Genomic DNA, 4,064 nt, shown 5'->3' with positions numbered 1-4,064 from the left:
GTACTGTAGGGTCAGCAACAAAGTTCGATTCTTGATCGACTACAGCGACAATACTACATACATTTTGCTTAGTTTTAGGAATGCTTAGCTCTTGCATAATATCGAAAATATCTTGAGACCAAGATTCACGATCATTTACACGTGCAGGAATGACCTTTCTGATTTGATCAGCCTCCATCTCAGGATCTTTGTCACTTGACCACCAAGCATTATCACCACAAGCGGCTAAGCTTATGCATGCAGTTAAGATGCTAATAGTCTTGAAAAAGGGACGAGTCGAAGTCGATTTATTCATAATCAGTGCAACACCGCATAAAAAGATGAGCTGAATGGACGAATGAAGTATACTATGTTGATCAGAATTTGTAAGAAAATATATGTATATTGGTCCATATCAACTGTCAAATAATTTGATTGTCGCACCTATGGCAGGTGTAACCGATAGACCGTTCAGAACCTTATGTAAATACTTTGGTGCAGGTCATGCGGTTAGTGAAATGATGACCGCTGATAAAACGCTTCGCATGAGCAAAAAAAGTTTGTACAGAGCTAATTTTGACGGTGAACTTGCTCCAATTTCAGCACAAATAGCTGGCTCTGATCCAGAGCAACTTGCTGAAGCTGCACGATATCAGATTGCGAATGGCGCGCAAATCGTTGACATTAATATGGGATGTCCTGCGAAAAAAGTATGTAATAAACTCGCGGGTTCGGCTTTATTGCAAGATGAAGATCTCGTGGCAAGGATTTTAGATGCTGTCGTTGCAGCAGTGGATGTACCTGTAACTTTAAAAACACGCCTTGGCTTTTTAAATGGTGAGGAAAATATTCTTCGTGTCGCGAAGCGTGCCGAGGATTCAGGTATAGCAGCTTTAGCTTTACATGGTCGTACACGTGAAGATATGTATTTAAATACTGCTCGCTATGAACTAATTCGTGAAGTTAAAAAAAACATAAATATTCCCTTGATTGCGAATGGTGATATCGATAGTCCTGAAAAGGCAAAATATGTCTTAGATTATACTGGTGCTGATGCTGTTATGATCGGGCGTGCTGCTCAGGGACGACCATGGATTTTTAGAGAAATTGCGCATTATCTTGAGACAGGGGAACACTTGGCGGCACCAGAAATTGTAGAAGTGAAACAAGTTTTAATGGGGCATTTAGCCGAACTATATCAATTTTATGGTGAATACTCTGGATGCCGCATAGCCCGTAAACATATTGCTTGGTATACGAAAGGTTTACGCTCTAGCAACGAATTTCGTCAAAACATGTATAAAGTTGAAAATACAGCTGATCAAGCCAAAGTGGTTGAGTCTTATTTTGACCAATTATTAGATCAAGGTCGACGCATGAGTGATGTACAGGTTGAGCAAGTAAATTTATTGGAAATAAAATAGAATTTTTTACTGTTTTTCTTTAAAAAATGCCTGTAATTCATATTACAGGCATTTTATTTCATTCTAGATGCGCAGTGATTTTCTTCAAAATCTGAAAAATCACATCGAACTCGCTTTGTAGTGGAGTACTTTTGCGAGTCACTAAAGCGAGTGTGCGGCTTGGGGCATCACCGATCGATTTGACAGCAATTTCTTCATTAAAATGAATCATACTGTTCTTCAAAGCTATCTCAGGTAATAAAGTAAAACCTAAATCAGAAGACACCATTTCAACAAGCGTTGGTAGTGAACTCGCTTTTAAACGGTGATCATTTTTACGTTCGCCGACTGGGCAAGCACTCAGAGTATGATCACGTAAACAATGTCCTTCTTCTAAAAGCATGAGACGTGTTAAATCTAAATCATCTAATGAAGTTGCTTCAGCCGCATTCTTATCTTTTTTATTGTAAACAACAAATAAGTTTTCTTTAGCGATTTCAGCAACTTTTAAACCACGAGTATCGAATGGCAAAGCAAGAACGATCATATCTAAATTGCCGTGTTCTAATTTTTCGACAATTTTCTCACTTTGTGCTTCATGTAGATGAAGTTGTATTTTAGGAAGTTGACGATGAACTTCATCTAAAAGTTGCGTCAAGATAAAAGGTGCGATTGTAGGAATAATTCCAAGATGCAAATCACCTGTTAATGGTTCGCTCATTTCTCGGCTTAGGCGCATCAAATCTTGTGCATCAGCTAGTAATACACGCGCACGGGCAACAACCTGTTCACCTAGAGGAGTCAAACGGACGTTTTGACGATCACGCTCAACTAAGACGCCACCTAAAAGACGCTCCAATTCCATAATGCCACCCGATAATGTTGATTGGGTAACAAATGATCGACGAGCTGCTTCAGTAAAATGTAAAGTTTCTGACAACGTAACTAAATATGATAGCTGTCTTAATGAGGGTAATGCAGCCATAGTGTCCTAGTGTGATGATTTAAAGTGATGTGCAAACAAACCACTAAGTTGAGGAATGAAATGTGCAGGAATATCATGCCCCATTCCATGAATTAATTCAAACTTAGCACCAGAAATCGCTTTTGCAACCGCTTTCCCATGACTTGGCGGTAATAAGCGATCTTTTGAACCGTGTACCACTAATGTTGGTTGATTAATAGTCTTATTGAGTGGCAGCAATGAACCTGTACATAATATTGCTAAAAATTGTTGAAGTACACCCGCTGGGTAGAAACTACGACGATATAGTTTACGAATAGTCTGAATTGCTTCTACTTGGTTAACGTATCCAGGAGAGCCGATAATATGAAATACTTTTAAACTATGATTGACGATCGCATCTTCATCATGAGCTTCAGGTTTTCCAATTAAGCTAAAGAGCTGTTTCGGAAAAGGTGGTGGTAAAAACGGCTGATTATTACTTGTAAATAAAAGACCGATTTTCTCAACTTTTTCTGGATATTTAGCTGCTACGATTTGTGAAATCATGCCACCCATAGAGGCACCAATAATATAGGTTTTTTCTAAACCTAGCTGATCTATTAGCATAGCTACATCGTCAGCCATATCATAAAGCGTGTAGGGCGCACCTTCATTCGTTAATCCGACCATGAATCGACTCATGAGTTTCATGGTATTCAGCCGTTGTCCTTTATGACGAACTTTTGAAGATAAACCAATATCACGATTATCGAATCGAATAACACGAAATCCTTGATCAATTAGGGATTTGCAAAAAAAATCTGGCCAAAACAGCATTTGCGCGCCTAAACCCATCACCAACAAAATTGTTGGATGCTCAGGATTTCCCCCAACTTCAACATGTAACTCAATGCCATTACCCAAAGTAACTTTGGTTTCTTGCATAAATGGAGCATAAGGAGAGACATTAAATTGAAGTGCGCTATTCATGGTATTCATTCCAAGTTGAATTGTTTTTATCTACTTTCGGAAGAGAGTTTATTGGAACCCATTTCTCAATAAACTCTCTTATTAAAACCTTAAGCTTGAGCAGGAATCAAGTCCGGTACGAGTTTAGTTAAAGTTAAACGCTGTTTACCAGCAGTTGCACCTAATAAAACAAAACCTCTTAATGTCCCTTCAGCATCAGTTGCTTTAGCAAGCATACCATCATCAAACTCTTCAGTTTCCCAATTTACTTCAACATCAATTGGTGCAGGTAAAACAGTAAGAGGTGCAGCTGGTGTTTTTACCGCAACTGGCATAGCAGGGTAATGAACATTTGTGCTTTGACCACTTAAAGTTTTTGCTAAAGCACGTGCTTGTTGCATGATAGGCATGACGTATGGAAGCAAAGTTCCATTTACTTCAGCACAGTCACCCACTGCATAGATGTCAGCTTGATTGGTTTCTAGTAGTGTATTTGTGATAATACCTCGACTAGTTTGAATATCGGCAGCTTTGGCTAAAGCAGTGTTTGGTTGTAAACCAATAGCAGAAAGAACAATATCTGCAACCAAAGTTTGTCCATTCGCCAAAGTCACAGCATAGTCTTCGCCATCATTAATTTTGGTAATTTTCTCAACTGTAGTTGAAAGTGCAAATTTAATCCCAGCTTCTTCTAGGTTAGTTTTAAATGCTTCAGCAACATGAGTCGGTAATAAGCGTCCAAGTGGTTGAGGTGCTAAATCAATGAC

Annotated in this window: 5 protein-coding genes; 1 reads left to right on the top strand and 4 read right to left on the bottom strand. The window is 38.9% G+C overall.

Features of this window, described 5'->3' with window-relative positions:
* Positions 1 to 295, bottom strand: a 295-nt coding sequence (locus F1544_RS27255; protein WP_167588543.1) for a DUF1615 family protein, incomplete at its 3' end; no start/stop codon positions are given.
* A gap of 82 nt (positions 296 to 377) precedes the next feature.
* Between F1544_RS27255 and dusB the strand changes: the two genes are divergently transcribed.
* Positions 378 to 1,403 (top strand): tRNA dihydrouridine synthase DusB, encoded by a 1,026-nt coding sequence (gene dusB, locus F1544_RS27250; RefSeq protein ID WP_039046845.1) that lies wholly within the window; start codon positions 378 to 380, stop codon positions 1,401 to 1,403.
* A 58-nt stretch (positions 1,404 to 1,461) separates the two neighbouring features.
* Here dusB and oxyR read toward each other — a convergent pair whose 3' ends face one another.
* The 3 genes from oxyR to F1544_RS27235 all read right to left on the bottom strand — a co-directional run.
* Positions 1,462 to 2,367, bottom strand: coding sequence for a LysR family transcriptional regulator OxyR (gene oxyR, locus F1544_RS27245; RefSeq protein WP_004953118.1), 906 nt, complete (start codon positions 2,365 to 2,367; stop codon positions 1,462 to 1,464).
* Between the two features lie 6 nt (positions 2,368 to 2,373).
* Positions 2,374 to 3,318: an esterase EstB gene (gene estB / locus F1544_RS27240; protein ID WP_004913400.1), complete on the bottom strand. Its 945-nt coding sequence runs from the start codon at positions 3,316 to 3,318 to the stop codon at positions 2,374 to 2,376.
* A gap of 89 nt (positions 3,319 to 3,407) precedes the next feature.
* Positions 3,408 to 4,064 (bottom strand): FAD-dependent oxidoreductase (locus F1544_RS27235; RefSeq protein WP_167588542.1); only part of this gene is annotated, 657 nt, incomplete at its 5' end.

This window comes from Kineococcus rubinsiae (assembly GCF_011839805.1).
GTDB lineage: Bacteria > Actinomycetota > Actinomycetes > Actinomycetales > Kineococcaceae > Kineococcus > Kineococcus rubinsiae.
The sequence above is the reverse complement of the archived record's forward strand: the minus strand, read 5'-3'. Positions and strand labels throughout refer to the sequence as shown.

What these genes read in the sequence shown, in the direction of transcription:
- dusB (WP_039046845.1), top strand. Translation starts at nt 378, where the DNA reads ATGTATATTGGTCCATATCAACTGTCAAATAATTTGATTGTCGCACCT.
- estB (WP_004913400.1), bottom strand. Translation starts at nt 3,318, where the DNA reads ATGAATAGCGCACTTCAATTTAATGTCTCTCCTTATGCTCCATTTATG.
- oxyR (WP_004953118.1), bottom strand. Translation starts at nt 2,367, where the DNA reads ATGGCTGCATTACCCTCATTAAGACAGCTATCATATTTAGTTACGTTG.